This is a genomic window from Roseofilum sp. Guam, assembly GCF_017746735.1.
Taxonomy (GTDB): Bacteria; Cyanobacteriota; Cyanobacteriia; order Cyanobacteriales; family Desertifilaceae; genus Roseofilum; species Roseofilum reptotaenium.
On sequence record NZ_JAGHZN010000030.1, the window covers coordinates 13,276 to 34,394 of the forward strand.

The window sequence follows — 21,119 nt, forward strand, 5'->3', positions numbered from 1 at the left end:
AAGTTAACCGGCTTGTCCCCAACTCTTAGCCCAAAGAAGCAACGAAACGAGCTAACAGGCTTCCCTATCCTCAATTTTTGCACTCATCTCCAGCCCTTGGAATAAAAACCCTTAAAGCATGACCGAATCAACTGAGATATCTCCCAAATCAACTGAGATACCCTATCTATTACGCGCTACCCGTGGCGAAGTTCTCTCACGCCCCCCCGTTTGGATGATGCGGCAGGCAGGACGTTATATGAAAGTATACCGCGACCTGCGAGATAAGTATCCGAGCTTTCGGGAACGCTCCGAAAATCCCGAATTATCCCTAGAAATTTCTCTGCAACCCTATCGGGCCTTTCAACCGGATGGGGTGATTCTGTTTTCCGATATTCTCACGCCCCTACCGGGAATGGGGATTCCCTTTGATATTGTCGAGAGTAAAGGGCCAGTCATTGACCCCCCGATTCGCTCTCTACAACAGATAGAAGCAGTAACTCCATTAAACCCAGAAGAATCATTGCCCTTTGTCGGTCAAGTATTGCGAGAGCTACGGACAGAAGTTGGGAATAAGGCGGCTGTGTTGGGTTTTGTGGGTTCTCCTTGGACGTTAGCCGCTTATATGATTGAAGGCAAAACTTCAAAAACCTATAGCAACATTAAGCAAATGGCTTTTAGTGAGCCAGAGATGTTACACCAACTGTTGGGTAAGGTGGCTGATTCGATCGCGACTTATGTCAAATACCAAATTAAAAATGGTGCTCAAGTCGTACAATTATTTGACTCTTGGGCGGGTAACCTCAGTCCCATTGACTATGAAGCTTTAGCTCTACCCTATCAACAACGGGTGGTTGAGCAAGTGAAGGCTGAATATCCCGACACGCCCCTGATTCTATATATTAGTGGTAGTGCTGGTGTTTTTGATTTGATGCCTAAATCGGGAGTCGATATCATTAGTGTAGACTGGACTGTAGATATGAAGGATGCTCGGTCTCGCTTACCAGAAACCATGGGGGTACAAGGCAATGTCGATCCAGGTGCGCTCTTTGGCTCTAAAGACTTTATCCGCGATCGCATGTTAGACACCGTTCGCAAAGCGGGCAACAAGCGTCATATCCTCAACCTCGGTCATGGGATTTTACCAGGAACCCCTGAAGAAAATGCCCAATTTTTCTTTGAAACAGCGAAACAACTGGATCTGGCTACCTGTTAACTGATTATGACTCTAACCCCATCAACCCCGAAAAAAAAACGGATTTTCATAACCGGTGCCAGTGGTTGCATCGGCCACTATATTGCTGAGTCATTAATTCAAAAGACCGGTCATGATTTGTTTTTGCTGGTGAGAAAACCAGAAAAATTACAATTCGACTATCAAGCGCGATCGGGAATTACCATATTAGAAGGCGATTTGCGCGAGATTAGCCAATATAACGATCTGTTAAGTACGGTCGATGGGGCAATTTTAGCCGCTACTGCTTGGGGTGGCCCTAGGGAAGTTTTTGATATTAATGTGGTTAAAACCATTCAATTGATCAAAGCCTTAGATCCGAATGTTTGTAACCAAGTTATCTACTTTTCTACGGCTAGCATTTTGGGTCAAGATAATCAGCTTTTACCCCAAGCAGGACAGTTGGGAACTGATTATATTCGCTCTAAGTACGACTGTTATCAGCAACTGAGTAAACTAACGAGCGCTCCTCCCATTTCCATTGTCTTTCCCACCTTAGTATTTGGAGGAGATGAGAATAAACCCTATTCCCATCTCTCCTCTGGATTATCAGAAATTCCCAAATGGATTAACTTGGCTCGTTTTTTTAGCGCCGATGGTAGTTTCCATTTTCTTCATGCTTATGATATTGCCCAAGTCATTACCCATTTGGTCGATCATACGCTTCCCCCCGATCCCAATGAAAGTTTTGCCTTTGCCCATCATTTAGTTTTAGGAAATCCCGTCCTTAGCGTCGATGAAGGGATTGCCCAAATTTGCCAGTTTTTACAGAAAAAAATCTATTTTCGGATTCCCCTATCTGTCGCTTTAGCCGATACCCTCATTGGTATTTTACGACTAATTGGGGTAAAAATTGAAATGGGAGCTTGGGATCAGTTTTGTATGCGCTATCGCCATTTTCGCTATCAAAATCCAGTGAGTCCAGAGACTCTAGGTTTAACGACTTATTGTCCAACCCTAAGCGATTTACTTAAAATTAGCAGTATTCGGTCAGTCACTCAGACTGAGTGATTTTTCTGGATGGGGAGGACACGGTGACGCGGAAATGGCCCATTGTCTATTCCCTATTCCCTATTCCCTATTCCCTACTTGCCCATGACTAGCCCATCGACACCTCAAAGCGATCCCACCTGGCTGAGTATTATCAAACTCTTGCGCTGGAATAAACCTGCCGGTCGATTTATTCTGATGGTTCCAGCGTTATGGGCGGTATTTCTGGCAGCACGGGGAACTCCGCCCCTTCCCCTAGTGGGGGTCATCATTTTTGGTACATTCGTGACTAGTGCTGCGGGTTGTGTGATTAATGACCTATGGGATCGCAATATTGATCCAGAAGTAGAACGGACTCGTAGCCGTCCCCTCGCTTCTCGCGCCCTCTCGATTCAGGTTGGAGTAGCGATCGCCATTTTAGCTCTGTTGTGCGCTGCTGTCTTAGCCCTCTATCTCAACCGGTTTAGCTTTCTTCTGTGCGTCGCTGCTGTTCCCGTCATTGTCTTTTATCCCACCGCGAAACGCGTATTTCCGGTTCCCCAACTTGTCCTCTCCATTGCCTGGGGATTTGCCGTACTGATTAGCTGGAGCGCCGTTACTGCTAACCTCGAACCTGCCACTTGGGTACTCTGGAGCGCGGTGATCCTCTGGACTCTAGCATTTGATACAGTCTACGCCCTCCCCGATCGCCAAGATGACGAACGGATCGGTGTCAACTCCAGTGCCCTGTTTTTCGGCGATAAAACTCCCATCGCTGTAGGCATTTTTTTTGCCGGAACTGCTGTTTTATTAGCCTTAGAGAGCCAATTCATGGCATTAAACTGGACATTTTGGTTGGGGTGGAGCCTCGCCATTATCTTCTGGGCGAAACAGGTTTACGATCTCCTGCAACCGGAAGTTTCCCCCACCCTCTACGGTCAAATTTTTGGTCAAAACGTGATCATCGGCTTTGTCCTCTTAGCTGCGATGATTTCCGGCACACTCTTGGCTTAATCAAAGGGCTTACTTCTGACTAGCGGATCTCTGGAGTCCAAACCGGTTGCTCTCCCTGTCCCCAAAACCCATCAAATTTAGTCACAGAAATATCACCCAAAACCTGAGTCTGACAAGCCAAACGCAAAGGGCGATCGCCAGAATGGGGAGGAAGCGATCTCCGAGTGCGATCGCGCCAATTTGGGGGCGAAACCGCACCCTCCACATACACTGCACAAGTGCCACAAGTCCCAATTCCTCGGCAATTGATCGCCTTTGACTGACCGTTATATAGTGCAATATCATGGGCCAACAGCACTTGGCGCAAATTGGCTCCCGACTCACAGGTAATCTCTTGGCTAGCTACTTTAATCTTCACCATAATTTACATTTTCCTGCTTAACTCTTTCTCTACAATTAAGGACGAAATCGATCGCCTGACGCAAGCGGGTTTAATTGCATGACTACCTTATCCAACCTTCAACCCATCTGGATCTACGACACGACACTCCGAGATGGCGCTCAACGAGAAGGACTTTCGCTCTCCCTAGACGATAAACTACGAATTGTCCGCCGCCTCGATCAACTAGGGGTTCCCTTTATTGAAGGGGGTTGGCCCGGTGCAAACCCCAAAGATGTGCAATTTTTCTGGCATCTGAAAGAACAACCCCTCACGCAATCCGCCTTAGTTGCCTTCTGTTCTACCCGTCGTCCTCATACCCAAGCGGCTGACGATCCCATGATCCAAGCCATTCTCGGTGCTGGAACCCAATGGATCTGCTTTTTTGGTAAATCTTGGGATCTGCATGTCACGGAAGGATTACATACGACCTTAGAAGAAAATTTAGCTATGATTGCAGATACGGCCGAGTATTTCCTCACTCAAGGTCGTCGCATCATGTACGACGCAGAACATTGGTTTGATGGCTACAAGCAAAATCCTGAATATGCCCTCTCTACCCTAGACCAGGCGGTACAAGCAGGTGCAGAATGGGTGGTACTGTGCGATACCAATGGCGGAACCCTACCCTATGAAATCACTGCTATTGTGCGAGAGGTAAAAGCCCATTTTCAGCAGCACAATTATACCGTAAAACTAGGGATTCACCCCCATAATGACTCCGATACAGCAGTTGCTAATGCGATCGCCGCTGTGCAAGAGGGAGCGCAAATGGTACAAGGAACTATCAATGGCTATGGCGAACGCTGCGGCAATGCCAACCTCTGCTCTGTCATCCCCAATTTGCAACTCAAACTCGGCTATTCCTGTTTAGCCGAAGACCAATTAGCCAACCTCACGGAAACCAGTAGATTTGTCAGTGAAGTCGTCAATTTAGCCCCCAATCATCATGCCCCCTTTGTCGGCCGTTCTGCCTTTGCCCATAAAGGTGGTATTCATGTCTCTGCAGTCGCGCGAAATCCCCTCACCTACGAACATTTACAACCGGAAAAAATCGGCAATCAACGGCGGATTGTGGTCTCCGATCAAGCCGGATTAAGTAACATTTTAGCGAAAGCCCGCTCTTTTGGCATCGAATTAGATAAACACAATCCTGCTTGTCGGCAAATTTTAGAACGGCTGAAGGATCTAGAAAATCAAGGCTATCAATTTGAAGGGGCAGAAGCCAGCTTTGAACTCTTAATGCGGTCGGCTTTAGGGCAAGCTCAATCCTGGTTTGAAATCAAGGGATTTAATGTCCATTGTGACATGGGAGCGCCCACGGTAGATCCGACCATGACCAGTAATGGGTTAGCCACCATCAAAGTGAGGGTAAATGAGCGCAATTTTCTCGAAGTTGCCGAAGGAAATGGCCCCGTGGCTGCACTCGATGCAGCACTCAGAAAAGCCTTGGTGAAATTTTACCCAGAAATTGGGGGTTTCTATTTAACTGACTATAAAGTCCGAATTCTCGATGGAACAGCCGGAACTTCAGCTAAAACCAGGGTATTAGTCGAATCGAGTGATGGATTAAATCGATGGACAACCATAGGCGTATCCACAAATATTTTAGATGCGTCCTATCAAGCCGTTGTTGAAGGTCTAGAATATGGCTTACTCTTAGTTCATCAAGCCCAGGAAAAAGACCATTCTCAATCTATTGATATGGCTTCTTTAGGCTAGGGCTGGCTGAAAACATGATCTGTGGAGGTTAGGGAACAGGGGAGACACTCAAGTAAGGTGCGTTAGTGCAGTGTAACGCACCACCGATATAAATTAGGAGGAAAGACTGCTTAAATATAAGGTTGAATTAAGTCAAGAATGGGGCGATCATCAAATCGAGAAGCTAATTCTAGTAGTCGTTGTGTAAATTGCTCGTATCTTGAATCCTGTTCAGCGATTTCTCCAGCAAGTAATTCGATTTCTTCGATATCCCCAATTTTAGCCGCTTCATAAATAGCTTGTAGTTTCTCGATAGGAGGAATAACCATTGCTGCTAGTTCTGTATCGGTTTTTCCTTCATTTCCTGTTTCATAGATCCACTGTAAATTTAAGTATTTTTGTAGATGATCAAATAGCATTTCAAAATTAATTGGCTTGGATAAAAAGTCATTACATCCAGCAGCGATTGCTAAACTTTGATCCGCTAACGAGATACTTGCACTCGCCGCTAAAATGGGCAAGTTTTGGGCATAGGACTCACGAATGGTTCGCACTAATTCGTAACCATCCATTTCCGGCATTACAATATCAGTTATGATAAAATCAGGTTGAAAAGCTTCCAACTCTTCTAGTCCTTGGCGACCATTTCCTGCTTCATCAATGATAAATCCTAACGGTCTTAAAACTTCAGCAATTACAACGCGATTAACCGAGCCATCATCGACAATCAAGATTTTCTTTGGTTCCCCTTCATAGCCAATAATCTTCCCTTTTTTCGATACGGTCGCGCTTTGAACCCATTCCTCGGCGATCGCTACATCCAGTTCAAACCAAAACGTACTCCCCGCACCTAACCTACTTTTCACCTTAATTTCACTGCCCATCATCGCCACAATTTGACGACTAATCGTTAGCCCTAAGCCGGTTCCCTCTGATTGCTTCGACTTAGACCCCACTTGTTCAAAGGGAAGAAAGATTTTTTCCAATTGTTCTGGAGTCATTCCCACTCCCGTATCTTGTACCGTAAAACAAATTCTTGCTTTCGGAGAAAGAGGATTTTTCTCTGGGCTATCCCCGGGTAAATCTTGACTGGTTACCGTGAAAATAACTTGACCTTCTTCAGTAAATTTAATCGCATTTCCTAACAAATTCAATAGAACTTGACGCAAGCGCTTTTCATCGGCTAGGATAGTATTAGGTAGATGTTCTCCAGCCTGAAAACTTAGGCTGACTCCTTTGGTTTCCGCTCGTACTCGTCCAATTTCTGACACTCCCGACAAAAAAGAAGGAAAATAGAAGCTTTTCAAATAAAGTTCCATTTTTTTGGCTTCGATTTTAGCCAAGTCTAAAATATCATTAATTAACGTCAATAAGTGAGAACCTGCTTGTTCGATAACATGAACTCCTTGGCGATGTTCATTCAAATCCTGAGAGCGTTCCATGATTTGGGCATAACCCAAAATGCCATTCAGAGGCGTTCGTAACTCATGGCTCATATTCGCTAAAAACTCGCTCTTTGCTTGGTTAGCAACCTCGGCTTTTTTCTTGGCAACTTCTAATTCAGCCGTGCGATCGGCAACCCTTTGTTCTAATTCTGTCAAGAGGCTACGGTTCTGTGAAAAAGTACTGGAAACAGTTGTAAACCAAGGATTCCAATTTTTGGGAACTTGAGGAATAGGAGACGGTTTTCCACTATTTTCTCTTTCGATATGCTGCACTAATTGTTGAGAGGGATAAATAAATTCTTTGTGAGTCATAAAGGCACTCAATCCTAAAATCAATCCAATTCCAGGAAGTAGCAGAATAAAGCTCACACCAGCATCCGATATGGATTTCCACAAAATGACTTGTTTGGGCACAAATAAAATGGTTTTCCAGGGAACATTATCCAGTTCTCGGTAGATGAATAAGTGATTATTGATTTGCACAATGGAGTTGGGTTCAGTCTGCAAAATATCCTTGAGGTCAATCCCTTCAGGAAGTGAAGTTTGTACCGATTGAACGTCTTGATCGGATGATTTGACTAAGGTGGGATGTGCGAGCAAATTGCCATAACTGTCGATTACTAGCAGCGTTCCATCATCTGGATCTTCACTAATGACAAAATCCGTCAATACATCCAGAGTAAAATCGAGACAAACCGTCCCCAAAAAATCATCTTCATCGTAAATCGGCTTGGCCAAGGTTACCATTAAACCTTTGCCACTTTCATCAATATAGGGTTGTGTCCAAAAGCGCTCGCGTTTTGGATTATTTTCCGGTAATCCCAAAATATAAAAATCTTTAGTGATCGTTGTATCCAAAATAGTTACCTCTTCAGATGAAAACCAAGGAGCAACGATAATAAAATTGTGCTTGGACACATAGTAAAGCCATGCCACATTGGGTACCGTCTGAAGAACTGCCTCAAATTTGGAATTCAGATTCCAGGTCATTTCTAAATCTCGATAGAAATCTGGCGAGCGGTTTTGTACTGAACCAAAACCTGTAATGTTACCCATTTCCCGAGGGTCTCCCTCTGGTGTAACCGCATCCAGGTTAAAAATGCCATCGGTTTGGGCAAACTGTTCTAATAAGGGCCAATTGTTTGAGGGTTCAGGATGATTTCTTAAAAAAGCTTGAGCTTGAACTTGTAACCCATCAATTTGTAGGGTGGCAGATTTCATCCAAAAATCGAGATTGAGTACCCGTTTTTCAAAGCTATCTTCTAATTCATTAATGCGATAATTGTATTGGGTCTCAAATTTGAGGTATACCAATCCACAACAGGATAAGAAAATCACAGAGAAAGTAGCCAAAATAATTTGGTTATATCGCTTGAAAAAAAGAAAGTTATTCTGCATGGACTTTAGAGCGCATCGCGCTGGTAGTATCAATTAACAATTATTCATTACTCCGCATCTGTTTCCAAAGTTGGGTATAGCTCTGCTGAGTTTGCTCCGAGAGGGGTAAGAGAAATTCACTATTGGCAAAAATGCTAGGATCGGGGAACTTCACTCCAGATTGAAGGATAGATGTAGGTAAACTCTCACGGTTCGTAGTAATTAATAGCGGTGAGGCGGTATCGGTAAATTGAGAGAGTTTGAGGGCTAAATCCGAGTTTAAAAACTGGTTCATCCATTCCTGAATACCGGAGTTCTTAGGACTCAGCTTAGGACTGACCCAAGTATTCGCCCACAGTGCAGTTCCAGATTGGGGAATAATAGCTTTAAGTTTATACTGATTTAAGATCGGTAGAATATCTGTTGACCATCCAAGAGCTAACCAAGAATCCCCTTCAATTAGAGGTTGTAAATATTGGTCGGAGCTATAAAATTTAACTTGGTGATTAAGTCGTTTTAGGGTTGGAAGTAATTCGGGAATGGTTTCTAAATCGGGAGTGTTATAGGAATAACCGAGGGATTTTAGGGTTAAACCAATCACTTCTCTGGGTTGATTGAGTAGGGAAATTTGACCTTGCAATTCTTCTCGCCACAAATCAGACCAATCTGTGGGTTCCCAACCGAGGGATTTAAATTTATCTGGTCGATAAACGATCGCCGTGGTTCCCCAACTGTAGGGTACTCCCCAAACTTCGCCATTCGGATCGAGATTCCCTTGGCGATCGCGCATTACTAAGCTCTGCCAACTTTTAGGTAATTGATCCCAAGAAAGTAAAGAGGTATCGATGGGTTGAATGAGTTGATTGGCGATCGCCTCCCTTAACCAAGCATCTCCAAGCGTCACGAGATCCGGAGCAGAGGGAGCCGTTTGCCAAAAAGCTAAACTTCTCCATACCGAATTCTCAGAATCCTTGGGTTCTCGCTTCAAAGATTGGAATAGGCGATCGAGTTGACTAACCGGGATCACTTCTAAATTCACACTCTCCGGTAGTCCTTTTTTGAGTTCATTGATTAACGTCGCTGGAATCGATCCCTTGAGAATCGAAATCTTTAAGCTAGCAGTGGGACTACATCCTGTAGTCAAGACTGAGGACAATGATAGGCTCGATAGTCCTAAAGTGGCGGTTTTCAGGCTTCCCGACAAAAATCTTCGACGATCCATAACTGAGAAAATGTTAAGTATTTATTTACAGTTTTTACTAAAAGTTAAATGATTCAAAAATAAATCAAGAATCTTGTCAAAGCCTATCTAAAATCGTAGAGAACAATCCTCACCTGTAACTTCTGGAGTCCCCTATGGAAATTTTGGAAACCCAAATTATGATGCTGATGGAAAAAATAGAAAGCATGTCCCATGCGATTGAACGGCTTAATTCTAAATTCTCTTTGCTAGAATCTCAACCTGGGTCGAGCCATCTCCCAGTAGAAGAGACTCATCTGCCAGAACGGGGTACTAGTAATCATTCCTATACTCATGAGTTATCCGATCTCCCCATTTGGGATCATAAAGATGTATTAGTTGATGATGATTATGATAACCGTCGTGAGATATCTGAATCCCGGTCAGATGCATATTTATCTCCTGAACTGCAAGTGCAGCGCTTAACTGCACAACTGACCGCTGCTTATAATCGCATTGCTGCTCTAGAGGAGCAATTACTGTCTAAGCGGATTCAATTATAGCGCTGGGGACTAGGAAATAGGGGATAAATAGGGAAAATGATTGACCTATACCTAATATATTACCCATTACCCATGAGAATAACGGTCGATTAAGGTTTCGATCGCCTCAAGGAGGTCTTTTCGTCTCCAATTTTGGCACAGGGTAGCGGCGATCGCACAACCCCCCGCACCAACACCTTCCTTTACGAACCCTTGTTCATACATTTGAAGTGAGTGATAGTGAGATTGGGCAAAACTCAGTTGGGTTGCCATTAATGGAACTGGAGGTAATAGTTTCGCTAAACCAACCGTGTCTCCCGTTGGATCTTCAGCCACCCATCGCGTCGTTCCCACCACCACTTCAGACGTATCCCAAATCCGGTTTTCCTCCTGAGCAATAGCTTGCATTAAACCATACACAGCTAACAGTTGAGTGCCGCCAGCCAAGAGAACACCACAATATTGACTCGCGGCGATCGCCATTCCAGCAGCTACCGGTTGCATGGGATCGCCTACTGCTGCCATTAATTCCCACACCGATCCGGGCCGATCGAACCATCTTGCACGCTCTAACCCCTGCTTCACCACCTCTATTTTCTGAGCGTGGTTACAGGTGGGATGACTACTATTGACTTTACCCGATGCTGGCCATCCCAATCCCGTTAAAATACTTAATGCGGTGGTTGTTCCGCCTACGACACATTCACCGATAATTAAATAATCAGTGTGTTGAGCTAACTGTGTTCCCCATTTTTGCCCTTGGTTAAACAGATGACGAACCCTTTCGCGATCTAAAGCTTGTCCGCTACTGACACAGAAGGCAGGAGTTCCCCCCAAATCTACCGCTTCTACAGGGGGAGGAATGGGTAATCCTGCATTCAACAAAGTAATGGGAATCTGGAGCGCTTCACAAATAGCACGGGAGATAAAGACGGGAGAAATACCAGCATGTAAGGGAGGTAACGGATAAGCATATCTCGGAGTTACTCCATTGTATAAAAACTCAGCATCTGCCAAACAGGTATAGCGCCGGTCTTCCGGCGTTGCTCCGGCAGCAGAGATTCCCGGAATTAATGCCGTTTCTGTGAAACCGAGAATACAAGCAAAATGGGGCCGACTTCCACGATACTTATTTAACCAATGCTGCCCCTGCTCGAGCGCAGTGTAAACACAAATCATATCAGTGAACCATTCCATTCTCCCCCATTCCCTATTCCCGATCTAACAGAATTTCCACCCAAGCGGGAGGCAAGGGAATGGGGTTACCCAACTTTTCGAGAAGCAAACTAGAGACCAAATGGACAACGAACAAATAGATCAAGTTATTGACTAAAATCATGACTACGGCGATCGCCTGTACGATCGTGATATCCGGCTCGGCCAATAATCCCAACTTCAGGAATATCCAATCGATCAAGCTAGTCACCTGTGCCATCAGATACAGCCATAAATCCTCACCCAGGAGAATGGACACCAACCAAATTTTGAAGAAAAATCCGATCGCTCCCAACAGCGTTCCTAAGCCAATAGACACCAACCAACTTGCTCCCCGCTTCCACATCATCCCCAACTGCACTCCCAACAGTCCAAAGGGAATCAGAAACAGGATACTGCGGGTTGGTCCCATTAAAACGGTTAACAGCAAACCCGTTACCGTCATAGTCATCCAAGCATTGCGACTGCCCCAACGCAAATACGCCAAGGCGATCGGTACGGGAAAAAAGATCCGCAATAATGGCCCAGGTGGAAAATAATAATTAACCAACCAAATCAGACTAGACGTACTTGCCAAAAACGCTGATTCTACTAGAGGTAAGGTCAGATTAACTTGACTCTCCGGCTTCTGATTACCCATTACCTATGACTACCTATTACCTCATTACCCATCAAACCATCAGGCGCTCTAAAGCACCCAAATCTGGAATACAAAGAGTATCGCGATCGGGGCGCACAATCAACTTTTTCTTTTCCAATTTACTTAAAACTCTGGTAACCGTTTCACGCGCTAATCCACTCAAACTACTTAATTCCCGATGGGGGAGATTGGGAATTTCTACCCCCTCAGCCGTTTTCGTTCCTTGACCATCAGCCAAAAACAAGAGGATATCCGCTACACGGGAGGTACTATCAGACTCCCGTAGTCGTAACCGTCGGTTGACTTGTCGTAAGCGCCGTGCCATCAATTGGGCCAACCGGATACCCGCCTTTGGTTCCGTATGAATCAAGTTAACAAAATCACTAGCGGGCATATTGCCAATCGTGGTTGGGGCGAGGGTAATCACATCAGTAGAGCGTGGCACCTCTTCGAGGGGAGCCATTTCTCCAAATAACTCCCCCTTACCAATAATATTGAGGGTAACCTCTTTACCATCTAAATTATAAGTGCGGATCTTAACCCATCCTTCCAAAATAAAATAAACCGAGCTACCCCAATCATTTTCCAATAGGATGACCTGGTTAGAAGGATGTTCTCGCACCACCACTTGCGCCGTCGTCCGTTCAACAATCTCCTCCGGTAACCCTTCAAAAAAGGGAGCTGACTTAATCAGTTCACGCTGATTCAATTCACCACGGGACTTGTGTCGTTCTACCATAGGGGTAATATCAATTAAAAATTAAAAATTAAAAATTAAAAATGGGTCTGGAGGGCAGGCCATGAGTTTACAACCTAAACGATAAGGCAATCATAACGTAAAGTGCCTCAAAATCTACAAGATTTATCAGTCGATTGGGGCGATCGCCCTCAATAACGTGAACCCATAAAGTAAGATAAAGTTAATTTTCGCATCAAATCCCCCCTTCTTACTCAGTTTTGACTTAAACTGCTTGCAGTATGCTCACCTTCAGCAAAACCGACCGAACATATAGTTAGGGATGACGATTGTGACACCTCAGACTGACCAGCGTCAAGCACTGATAACAGAAATCGATAGTGTGCTATCCAAAACCCAGTCTCGCCTTCCCTGGGTGATGGCGGGAGAGGTGAGCCAACAACGTCGAGTTTTAAGACGGGTTCGGGAGTATTTAGGCAGTTTACCCCCTTCCCCAACTCAGCGCCCTGCTGCTAAAGGTCAACTTCCTCCCTCAAGCCGTTCGACACCTGCCAGTCGCCGTCGTCTTTCTTTACTGGGGGCGGATCTGTCCCAAGAGCGCCAACCGATACTAGAACCACCGAACTCGGCAAATCAACAAATTGTGCAAGCTGTGGTGCAAGATTTGCGATCGAGCATTCTGATCCCCTTGCAAGAAGAAATTGCGGCCCTACAAAACCAGCGGGAACAGATGCGCCAGGAGCTGCAATATCTAGATCAACAGCGTGGCAAGAATGCGATGTCGGGTCAATCTCAGAAAATGATGACTGAGTTTTTCCAAACTCTGATCGATCGCTGTGCAGAAAGTTTAACCCAACAGGTGGCTCAGAATTTAGCCGATTTGCAGGTAGAACTGCTGCAATATCAGTCCCGCGAACCCCACGATCCAATTCTGGCTGCTGATAGTAGCACCGATCCAGCTCTGTTGACTCCCCAAGAACGACTTGAACAATTGAGGGCGCTGCAAGCTCAATCAGATAAACTACTCAAAACCCTAGACACCTCGATCAATGTGGTTTTTGAGACACTGCAAAGTAATCTTCAAAGCTATAGTGAATCAATGACCCAAGGCATTGAGCATATGTATAGCTTGGGTCAACAGGGCGAGGTGATGTTTAGTGCCTTGGTAAATCGTTTAGCATCCCAGTTGGGACGAGAAGCATCCTCTTATATTCAAAGCCGTTCTGAAGACTCTTTGGGAGAAACATTAGAAACACCAAGTGGAGGGAAATCCCTAACTCCTTCGGCGATCGCTCCTGAAACCGATCGAGCAGCCCAAAATGCCCAAACCTCAGATCCTCCCGATCGCCCTATTGTCCAACCTAGCGATCTCCAGCATTTAACCGAGTCGGTTGAGTTAGCCCAAGAGGTTGAGGAGGAAGAGGATAGCTTTGAACCGGAATCCATAGATGATGAGGAGACAGAGGAATTAGAAGAGTTAGTAGATCTTGATGAAGAGATCGGGTTGGAGTTTTTTGAACAATTTGAAGAGGTTGAAGAGATTGTTGAAATTACAGAGATTGAAGAGAATCAAATCGATCAACTCTCTAACGAGCCATCAGCGGATGCCAATCAGCTCCTAGAAGAGGAAATGGAAGGTGATGAATTTTATGATGCACTGTTTGCTTCCGATCGGTTTACAACAGGTGAAAGGGAAGACGAGGGGGAATCTGATGATCCCCTGCAAGAGTTTGCAGAACAGGCAGAAGTGGATGAAATTGCTGAAGAACCTGAACCAGAATTGGATGTAGAAGCGATCGCGCCACCAGAAGCACAAGGGGAGCAACCTGTAGATGAAGAGGCGATCGCCGAAACCCTAGAATCAGATTTATTTGAAGGACTAGGTGATGTTGAAGCCCAAACAGACGAGCCACAAGAACCTTTAGCCGCAGAGGAATTCCCTGCAACTGACTTATCCTCACCCTCTTCAGTTCTAGAATCAGATTTATTTGAAGGCGCTCCGGCTCCTTCCCAAGTGGAAGATCCAGTATCTCTAGAAACTTTTATGGAGTTATTTGGCGAAGAAGATTCACCACCTCAGATTACATCACAGAGCCTAGAAACCCATTGGGCCGACGAAACCCCCTTAAACGCCACAGAAGATCTTTATATCTCTGCTTCTCCCGATGAAGTCTTATTACCCACCGAGATCGAAGAACCACAGGAGGTCAGTCAGTTAAATTTACAAGGCGAAGTCTTAGAACAGTTAAGTCAGGATTTATTTAGTCTCGAAGGTGAGGGAACTTTACCCGTTCCTGAGCCAGTTCCAGAAGAGCAAGTTACGGATCTCTTTGGGAATTTAGAACCCGCCAGTTCTACAATTTCTGCTCCTGAAGAAGAGACCGTCATGAATGAAGAAGAGGCTCCCATAAATACGGAGAATTTCCTCAATGAAATTTTAACTTCTCCTGAGTCAGGGACTTCAGCAGAACAAGAAGAACCTGAAGATCGAGAAAATTCTGAACCTGGAGTAACAGTAGATAGTTTATTTGAAGGATTCCCAGAAGATCCTACATTTCAGGAGTCAACTCCAGAGGAAGAAACAGCAGATTTAACCGGTCTGTGGGAAGATGAAAGCAGTATCAACTTGCCAGAGTCTTTAAGCATCGATACGGTGTTTGGGGAAGAGTCTGAGAATTTAGACACTGAAGAGCCGAAATCCATTACCGTAGATAATGTGTTTGAGGAATACAATCAGGGGGATAAGGATGCTATCGATCCATCCACTGGGCGATCGCCAAAAGGCACATCTACGATAGAAAATATGTTTGAAGGATTTTTGCGGGGAGAAACGGTAAACCTAGATGAACCCCTCCCGGCATCAAGTCAACCTGATGGGACAACTGTAGAAGAAACCTTGAGCCTAGATGATGTCTTTGAAGGGTTTGCAGATGATGATGATCCTGAGCCACCATTGAATTCTTTGAAGAAGAATTAATTCTGAGAATGAAAGAGAGCAGAAGTGTGAAGAGTCATTCTGATGGGCAAAATCCGCTGTGGTATCTAGGAATCGATTGGGGAACGACTGGCATCTCAGCCGTGTTCCTCAATTACTCAACACGCTGTTTTTATCCCTGGGAGCGTTTCCCCACTCAGCGAACCCAGGTTGGGGTGTCTCTAAAACTTTACTTAGATTGGAGTTTACCTGGGGTCGATGGGGCCTCGATTATTGAGGAGATGGTGGCCCAGTTGCAAGGGATGGCGAATGAGCAAGAACAGTATGGCCAAGAGATTTGGAATCAGTTAAGTGGGGTAATTGTGGGCTGTCCGGCCCATTGGAGTGATGCCTATCGCTTTAATCTGCGAGAGGCAATTTTAAGGACAGGTTGGGTAGATCAGCCTCACCAAATTCTGTTCTTAGAGGAGCCAATTGCTTTAGTCATATCAGAGTTGCGTGATACGGCTCAGGGTACTCAATGGCAAGGCGCAACATTAATTCTAGATTCGGGAGCAACGACGACGGAGTTCGCTCTGGTGGATGTTCCGTTAAACAAATCCCAACTCAAGTCGGAAAATTTCTATTTGGGATCTTTGGCTTATGGGGGAGATGCGATCGATCAGGATATTATTGCTCAGTTGTTGTTGAATGGGGATCATCCCTTATTATCTGCTTCATCAGAGCAAGAGCAGGGAATAAAGTTGCCCCAAGTGGGAGAGGTAGATTTAGAAACCCGTTATCAGTTCAGCCAATATTTGGGACGTTCGGATTGGGGTCAGGGGTTATTGGCGATCGCCAGAGAGGTTAAGCATAGACTTCAGGCACAAAACCAGATTACAGTACGCCTCAAGCAGCAAAAGTGGACTATTCAGCGTCGCGATTTAGAGATGAAGGTGTTTGTGCCTTTTTTGCGTGCCCTGAATCGGGAGATTAATCGCCTGTTTATCAAGACGGGAGTCGCCCCTCAAGGAATACGCCAGGCTTTGTGTACGGGGGGGAGTGCATCTTTAGTGGCGATCGCCCGTTGGTTACGGCAAAAACTACCCAGCGCGGCAATTATTCAAGACCGTACCCCACAAGGTCAACCGCCTAAATGTAGTCGGGTAGCTTATGGATTAGCGAATGTACCGCTCTATCCCCAAGTTCTCAATACAGTACGCCATCAATATAGTGATTATTTTCTGTTGTTAGAATTGCTTAGGGTAATGCCCAATGAGGCGATCGCCGAAGGGCAGATTTTCTCCTTGTTAGAACAACGAGGGATTAATACGGCAGTTTGTGGCGATCGCTTGCGCAAACTGCTCGCAGGCAATCTTCCTCCTGGACTACTTCCGAAAACATCAGATCGCCTTTACCTGAGTCCTCAATTAGAGTTTAATCAACCCCTATTTATTGCTCAAGGAACTGGATTATATACTCTCAATCCAGAACAAAGAGCGATCGTGATGAATCAATTTAAGCAAGTTCTCGCCACCTCTAACCAAACCTTAGACGATCCCTATTTAGTACTTTGGTAAGGGGGGTTAGGGAAGAGGGAGCTGACAAACTGTACATCACCTTAACTTGTAATTACCAACCACAAAAAACCATTTTAAATTTTAAATTTTTAATTGATAAGATAAGTATAGATCTCGATCCATTATTGTCTGGGAGGTAGAGCAAAAATGGTAGTCGCACTTGAAGCTTTGCAGGAGCTTAAGGGTATGAGTCTAGAGGAGTTTCTGAATTATGATGATGGCACAGATACGGTATATCAGTTAGAAGATGGGGAGTTGGTAGTTATGCCTCCAGAGAGCGATCGCAATCAGCGTATTGAATCGTTTCTGTTTGCGTATTTCCTACAGATTGGAATTTTACCTCACTATTTGAGGATGAAGACGGAAGTAGTGGTGAGTGGACTTCGGCCAACAGTTAGAGTGCCCGATCTGTTAGTGTTGTCAGAAGAAGGAGCGCAGTCCCTACAAGGAGCAAGTCGCTCCACAGTTAGCTTGGAGATGTCTCCACCTCAGTTAGTCGTGGAAGTGGTTTCACCAGGCAAAGAGAACGCAAACCGAGATTATCGGTATAAGCTTTCACAGTATCAGTCCAGGGGCATCTCCGAGTATTGGATTGTCGATCCCATGGAAGAACGAATAACCGTATTTGTGCTAGTCGAAGGGTTGTATGAGTCGCGAGGGTTTTCTGGAGAAGAAGTGCTAGAGTCACCCTTTTTGCAGGGATTTTCAGGAGATAGGACTTTGTCTGTGGTGCAAGTTTTAAGAGGTGGAGTTAATTCATAGTCAAGGAACTCGTTAAGTTAGGACAGCTAAATTGTAGTTTTAGGAAACAGGGAACAGAAAATGTCTTAACTCCCTCTTCCCTTGCTATAGATGCAAGGTGTGTTAGCGAGAGTGCAGAACCCCCACTGCTCGACTCTGGCTATTCCCTATTCCCATTACAATCGCTTCTGGATATTTCGACCGTGAGTATCTGTACCACAGGTATGCAGTAAATTATAGAATTCGCCCAGTTCTCGAACCTGCTTGGTTTGTTTGGGACTCGGTATCCAAGGTGTGGGATTATTATAAGCGTAATAAGTTTCTACCCCATCAATACCAAGATAGACAGCTTCAGGAATTAATTCAGTAGCTGGATAACGATATCGAGCCGGATGAGCGAGAACGGCTAAACCGCCCGCTTTATGAATGGTATCAATAACTGCTGAGGCTTGATAGGCGTTGCCTTCCACAGCATGGCCTTGGAGATAGGGTTCTAAAGCCGGATGATCGGGGTCAAAGGCGTAACCGAGAATGTGAACTTCTGTTTTCAACAAATAAGCATTGATTTCTACACCACTCCATAGGTGGAGGGAGGGTTTAGGGTTGAGATTGGGATGATTGAGGCAGTTTTGGGCGGTTTTGTAACCGCCAACACTATGGTGATCTGTGATCGCCAGTCCCTGTAATCCGATCGCGATTGCCTGGTCAATAATCTCTTCCGGGCGTAATTTTCCATCAGAAAACTGGGTATGCATATGAAAATTGTAGGAATCGGGACAACTCCTTTCATCAATGTTCGCCAATACTTCTCTGAGGGCCCGTGCTTCTTCCTGCTCTCCAGCCTGGTTTGACAAGCATGGAGCTGGAGCTAGATCGATCATCATCTTTCTCAATCTCAAGATAAAGTCTTGTTGTCTACTATAGCCAATTTTGAACTTATGTAACGTTACTTTTTGATTGAGATGCGCGATCGCAATCATAAGTCAGACTAAGAAGTAATTATACTCATCCGATCGGATTTGGATTCCGTGAGATCCCCAGGGCCACTTCCCCGAATGGCGCAAAACATGCCAAGCCGACATAAACTCGTCCCAAAAGCCACCCGCATTAACAATAGAGTGGGCATAGCAGAGAAAGAGTTGGTTAGGATAGTTAGATTATGGTTTTAAGAGTTCAGAAAACTCTTGAATACTGGAAAACGCGGGATGAGACTACTGATCTGACAATTGTTTGATCATCACCCGTTCTAGGCCATTCAGAGGAAGTTGCCGGTCATCCCGTTGATTCCAGTCAACCAGCACTAAAATTCCACCGGGTTTGAGGACTCGGAGTAATTCTTAGGCCCGTTGTACCTATTGGGGAATAATGGTAATTCCAGTCACATCAAAACCATATTCGGTCGCTAAAATCCGGCTACTGCCCCCAATACTACAACCGATATCTAATCCCTCTTCTGTCACTTTCGGAAATCGCGATCGCTGTATCCCCTATGGAGAGAGAGATGTACTGATCTGACTGGATTTTCGAGTTTCTGTTAGGAAAATATGTCTTCCTACTCTCACTAATTATTTGGATAATAACGGACTTGAGCAAAGGTCATGCCTCAGAAACAGTTTCCCAAACCACTTGAACATCAACTTTCCAATACTCATGCACTAAAATATCTTGTAAAAAATCTGTTAAATCTCCTTGACTAATATCTCAACTCCCTCTACCCAAACCTGTTCCTGAATCTTTGTGCATAAGAATCAAAAACTCGCATTTCTGTCACCCGAACCTGTTGGAATACCAATTCCTGGTGTTCATGTAAAAAGCATTTAATCTCTTGTAGAGTTTTCATTTATTTCTGTTCATCTTCTAGGATTGTGGTTTCATTTCAAATGAAGGATCGTCAAAGTAATAACGACCTTCAGCTTGAAAGATGCGCTCTAGGAGTTGTTCGATTCCTTCAGCAATAACGACATGATCTTTTAAAAGATACACCATTCTGTTACGAACAGTATCGAGATCCGAAAACAATTTGCCTAGCAAGATCAAGCCTTCATCAGTGTAAGCAATACCGCGTCCATCTTCCAGTTCAATCAACTTTTCAACCAAAGAATAATCAGATTCTTGATTGCGTATATAACACTGACATATCTCATAGTTGGAAAACATCCAACTATGACCGCTATTTGGGTATAGCATCGCTCCATCAAATCGTTCTAGAATTTGGATATGTTCTTTAGGAAGAGAGTAAATCGATCTAAAGTTCGACCAATCAATCGGTTTCTGCGTGATATGTTCGCGCTCAATCTTATCTAATAATCGTTGAAATTTATCTCTTTCTCGTACAGCCCAACCCACTTCAGGAGTCAACGTGCTTTCATCTGGATGTTGGTAAACACCAATAAAACCAGCCAATAGTTCTACAGAATATTCTTGTTGATTGAATGTCAACTTCAAGGGAACTTGAGAAAGACCTAAAGGTAGTACGCGAAGAGGAATACCTTTATTAACTGTAATATCGGAACGTGCGATCGCCAAAATAGGATTTCGTCTTGAAGGTGCATTGGTGACTTCATCAAGGAGATAGGGAAATAAATCAGCTAACCAGCCGGTAATTACGTCACCACCATACACTTCTTGCGGTTTGTAAATCTGTTGCCAAAATGACAAGGAAGGCTTTCCTGATGCAGTGTTTACGAACTCTTCACAAATAGGTAATAATCGATCTGTCCACCAGCTTAGGTTATATTCAGCCATCATGCGGACGCGATCGCAAATACTCTGCCAATCTTCTACTGTTCCTAATAGGGTAATCTTGGGAATACCGCAGATGCAAGCCATTTCATAGTCAAAATACTGGCGAAAGGCATCCATCATCACGATGCGACTGGCGGTTAGCGCGTTAGGGGTGGTGGTGCTAAAGTTACATTCTAAGAGATGATAAACTTCTGCTCCAACGCGATCGCGAATCAACAACGTCCACTCATGAACGGCTTGGCTCCACTCGTCTGCTTGTTTGGGCATCTCCAAGACTTCGATAGTCAGAGTCTCTTTACCCGAATGGGATACAAAGCGATCGCGCAATTCTTCGGCATGATTGTTAACATGGTGGGCAAATCCTTGAGAGATCGTTATCCAAATAATATCCGGGGTGAGCAATAAGGGACGATGCTCGGAAAATGCCAGATGAACCGCAAATGCTAGGGGATGAATCCCACGAGCTAATGGAGCATTGTAGCGAGTGCTAACCGTCTGAAAGCGATCGTCATGACTAAAGGCTAATACCGGTTTTTCCAATTGGCGCTCAAACTGAGATTTCGCCTCTTGAGTAGGCAGAAGCTCTTTAGCTTGTTCGACTTCATCCACCGAGATGGAGATTTGGCTGTGCTGTTGGTTAAGTATGGGCGCAATCTGTGGCATGATGTGATTCCCCAAAATCCATTTCTATTATACATAGATTTGGCTATTGGTAAGCTCTAGCTATGAGTAATATGGTACTCTAGAGGAAAACTATATCTTGCTAA

Annotated in this window: 17 protein-coding genes and 1 pseudogene; 8 read left to right on the top strand and 10 right to left on the bottom strand. The window is 44.7% G+C overall.

Annotated elements, in window-relative coordinates:
* The first annotated feature begins 118 nt into the window (after window positions 1–118).
* From hemE to J7529_RS13215, 3 genes are all read left to right on the top strand, one after another.
* Window positions 119–1,195 (top strand): uroporphyrinogen decarboxylase, encoded by a 1,077-nt coding sequence (gene hemE, locus J7529_RS13205; protein WP_271938112.1) that lies wholly within the window; start codon window positions 119–121, stop codon window positions 1,193–1,195.
* Between the two features lie 6 nt (window positions 1,196–1,201).
* A complete protein-coding gene (locus J7529_RS13210; RefSeq protein ID WP_271938110.1) occupies window positions 1,202–2,224 on the top strand; it encodes an NAD-dependent epimerase/dehydratase family protein in 1,023 nt (340 codons plus the stop codon).
* 84 nt (window positions 2,225–2,308) lie between these two features.
* Window positions 2,309–3,196 carry a 4-hydroxybenzoate solanesyltransferase gene (locus tag J7529_RS13215; RefSeq protein ID WP_318729337.1) on the top strand — a complete coding sequence of 296 codons (888 nt, stop codon included), beginning with the start codon at window positions 2,309–2,311 and terminating at the stop codon, window positions 3,194–3,196.
* Window positions 3,197–3,215: 19 nt separating this feature from the next.
* On the opposite strand, the gene J7529_RS13220 is transcribed toward J7529_RS13215, so the two are convergent.
* Window positions 3,216–3,557 (bottom strand): 2Fe-2S iron-sulfur cluster-binding protein, encoded by a 342-nt coding sequence (locus J7529_RS13220; protein WP_318729338.1) that lies wholly within the window; start codon window positions 3,555–3,557, stop codon window positions 3,216–3,218.
* A 78-nt stretch (window positions 3,558–3,635) separates the two neighbouring features.
* Between J7529_RS13220 and cimA the strand changes: the two genes are divergently transcribed.
* On the top strand, window positions 3,636–5,297 hold the full coding sequence (cimA, locus tag J7529_RS13225) for a citramalate synthase (RefSeq protein WP_318729339.1): 1,662 nt from the start codon (window positions 3,636–3,638) through the stop codon (window positions 5,295–5,297).
* 110 nt (window positions 5,298–5,407) lie between these two features.
* On the opposite strand, the gene J7529_RS13230 is transcribed toward cimA, so the two are convergent.
* Complete coding sequence (locus J7529_RS13230) at window positions 5,408–8,119, bottom strand: hybrid sensor histidine kinase/response regulator (protein ID WP_318729340.1); 2,712 nt, start codon at window positions 8,117–8,119, stop codon at window positions 5,408–5,410.
* A gap of 40 nt (window positions 8,120–8,159) precedes the next feature.
* Complete coding sequence (locus J7529_RS13235) at window positions 8,160–9,320, bottom strand: extracellular solute-binding protein (protein WP_318729341.1); 1,161 nt, start codon at window positions 9,318–9,320, stop codon at window positions 8,160–8,162.
* A gap of 134 nt (window positions 9,321–9,454) precedes the next feature.
* Here J7529_RS13235 and J7529_RS13240 point away from each other — a divergent pair, with 134 nt between their 5' ends.
* Window positions 9,455–9,841: a hypothetical protein gene (locus tag J7529_RS13240; protein WP_318729342.1), complete on the top strand. Its 387-nt coding sequence runs from the start codon at window positions 9,455–9,457 to the stop codon at window positions 9,839–9,841.
* A gap of 66 nt (window positions 9,842–9,907) precedes the next feature.
* Here the strand turns inward: J7529_RS13240 and cobT are convergent, their stop codons facing one another.
* Genes cobT through J7529_RS13255 form a run of 3 tightly spaced genes read right to left on the bottom strand, consistent with a single transcriptional unit; the run spans window position 9,908 to window position 12,414 of the window.
* Window positions 9,908–10,999 carry a nicotinate mononucleotide-dependent phosphoribosyltransferase CobT gene (cobT, locus tag J7529_RS13245; protein ID WP_413038884.1) on the bottom strand — a complete coding sequence of 364 codons (1,092 nt, stop codon included), beginning with the start codon at window positions 10,997–10,999 and terminating at the stop codon, window positions 9,908–9,910.
* A 31-nt stretch (window positions 11,000–11,030) separates the two neighbouring features.
* Window positions 11,031–11,675 (bottom strand): DUF2232 domain-containing protein, encoded by a 645-nt coding sequence (locus J7529_RS13250; protein ID WP_271938099.1) that lies wholly within the window; start codon window positions 11,673–11,675, stop codon window positions 11,031–11,033.
* Window positions 11,676–11,706: 31 nt separating this feature from the next.
* Window positions 11,707–12,414 (bottom strand): Crp/Fnr family transcriptional regulator, encoded by a 708-nt coding sequence (locus J7529_RS13255; RefSeq protein WP_271938098.1) that lies wholly within the window; start codon window positions 12,412–12,414, stop codon window positions 11,707–11,709.
* Window positions 12,415–12,703: 289 nt separating this feature from the next.
* On the opposite strand from J7529_RS13255, the gene J7529_RS13260 reads away from it, so the two are divergent.
* The 3 genes from J7529_RS13260 to J7529_RS13270 all read left to right on the top strand — a co-directional run bounded on the left by J7529_RS13260 (window position 12,704) and on the right by J7529_RS13270 (window position 17,628).
* Window positions 12,704–15,349 (top strand): hypothetical protein, encoded by a 2,646-nt coding sequence (locus tag J7529_RS13260; protein ID WP_318729344.1) that lies wholly within the window; start codon window positions 12,704–12,706, stop codon window positions 15,347–15,349.
* Window positions 15,350–15,375: 26 nt separating this feature from the next.
* Window positions 15,376–16,866, top strand: coding sequence for a hypothetical protein (locus J7529_RS13265; protein ID WP_318729345.1), 1,491 nt, complete (start codon window positions 15,376–15,378; stop codon window positions 16,864–16,866).
* 147 nt (window positions 16,867–17,013) lie between these two features.
* Window positions 17,014–17,628: a Uma2 family endonuclease gene (locus J7529_RS13270; RefSeq protein ID WP_271938091.1), complete on the top strand. Its 615-nt coding sequence runs from the start codon at window positions 17,014–17,016 to the stop codon at window positions 17,626–17,628.
* 155 nt (window positions 17,629–17,783) lie between these two features.
* Here the strand turns inward: J7529_RS13270 and J7529_RS13275 are convergent, their stop codons facing one another.
* The 4 genes and pseudogenes from J7529_RS13275 to J7529_RS13285 all read right to left on the bottom strand — a co-directional run bounded on the left by J7529_RS13275 (window position 17,784) and on the right by J7529_RS13285 (window position 21,015).
* Window positions 17,784–18,491 carry a PHP domain-containing protein gene (locus tag J7529_RS13275; RefSeq protein ID WP_271938088.1) on the bottom strand — a complete coding sequence of 236 codons (708 nt, stop codon included), beginning with the start codon at window positions 18,489–18,491 and terminating at the stop codon, window positions 17,784–17,786.
* A 104-nt stretch (window positions 18,492–18,595) separates the two neighbouring features.
* A pseudogene (locus tag J7529_RS24725) lies at window positions 18,596–19,052 on the bottom strand (SAM-dependent methyltransferase); the annotation flags it as partial.
* Between the two features lie 151 nt (window positions 19,053–19,203).
* A complete protein-coding gene (locus tag J7529_RS24730) occupies window positions 19,204–19,305 on the bottom strand; it encodes a HepT-like ribonuclease domain-containing protein (protein WP_413038885.1) in 102 nt (33 codons plus the stop codon).
* Window positions 19,306–19,464: 159 nt separating this feature from the next.
* A complete protein-coding gene (locus J7529_RS13285) occupies window positions 19,465–21,015 on the bottom strand; it encodes a DUF4419 domain-containing protein (RefSeq protein WP_318729347.1) in 1,551 nt (516 codons plus the stop codon).
* Between the last annotated feature and the right edge of the window lie 104 nt (window positions 21,016–21,119).